Origin of the sequence: Streptomyces sp. NPDC049954 (assembly GCF_040656295.1) — a bacterium.
Lineage (GTDB): Bacteria > Actinomycetota > Actinomycetes > Streptomycetales > Streptomycetaceae > Streptomyces.
Genome location: NZ_JBFALS010000037.1, coordinates 1 through 1149, shown reverse-complemented (window position 1 = coordinate 1149; position 1149 = coordinate 1). Strand labels below are relative to the sequence as shown.

General features: G+C 67.9%; 1 protein-coding gene. It reads left to right on the top strand.

The features are described 5' to 3' along the window. Window positions 1–162: 162 nt before the first annotated feature. A partial coding sequence (locus AB0J21_RS33530) for a transposase (protein ID WP_363149956.1) occupies window positions 163–1149 on the top strand: 987 nt, incomplete at its 3' end.

Sequence of the window (1149 nt, the reverse complement as noted above, 5' to 3'; positions counted from 1 at the left end):
AGCCTCGGCGTTTCACCATGAATTCCAGGAACTGTGACGTTCTGTCATCGCATGCAAAAGGTGCCCCGTGACCTGCGATGATCCGGTTTGTTGAGGACTGGATCATGAGCGGGTGGGGGCACCTTTCACGTGCAGGGTAGCGAGTGGGCGCGGGGTCTGGCGATGTCGGGGGACGGGAAGGGGCAGGTCGGGCATGTGGGCGGGGTGCATCTGAGGCTGCTCGCACAGCGCACGGGCTTGACCGGGGAGCTGTCGGCGGCGCTGGCGAGGCCGGGGTTCGTGCCGCTGCACGATCGGGGGCAGGTGATGGTGGACCTCGCGGTCGCGATCACCCTGGGCGCACGGTGCATCCGCGACGTCCGGCTGCTGGAACACCACCGCCCGGTGTTCGGTCCGGTCGCTTCACATCCCACCGCTTGGCGGACGTTGAAGGAACTCGATGAGTTGGCGCGTGCTCGGGCCGAGCGGGCCCGGGCGACGGTGCGGCGCCACGTGTATGAACTGCTGCGTGAGCGGCCCGAGGGCTTTCCCGAGGTGGAGGTCGAAGGGGTGCCGCTGGCCGGCTGGACGGTGATCGACAGTGACGGGACGCTGATTCCCGCGCCGTCGGAGAAGGAAGGAGCCCACGGCACCTACAAGGGCTTCCTGGGACACCACATATTCATCGCCACCTGCGACAACACCGGCGAACAGCTCGCTGCGAGGCTGCACGCGGGCAACGTGACCGCCAACGACGCGGCGGTGAACATCGACATCCTGACCCGGGCGGTCACCCAGCTCCCCTGGTGGCGACGGCAGAAGATCCTCTTCCGGGTGGACGGTGCGGGCTTCTCCCACCAGTTGATTGATTGGATCGCCTCGGCGGGCGGCCGCAAGAGCCCCACCTTCCGCTGGGAGTACTCCGTGGGCTGGGCCTTCACCACTCGTGAACAGGCCGCCATCGAGATCTGCGACAAGAAGAACCTGTGGCAGCCGGCCGGCGGCGGCCCGGACGGCGGCGTGCGCGAGGGCGCCTTCGTCGCCGACATCACCGCTCTGCTCGGCGAGTTGACCGGCTGGCCCGCGCACCACCGGGTGATTGCCCGCAAGGAGCCGCTGCATCCGCGCTACGTCAAGGACGCCAGCGCCTACGAGCTGAAACAGGAAGCG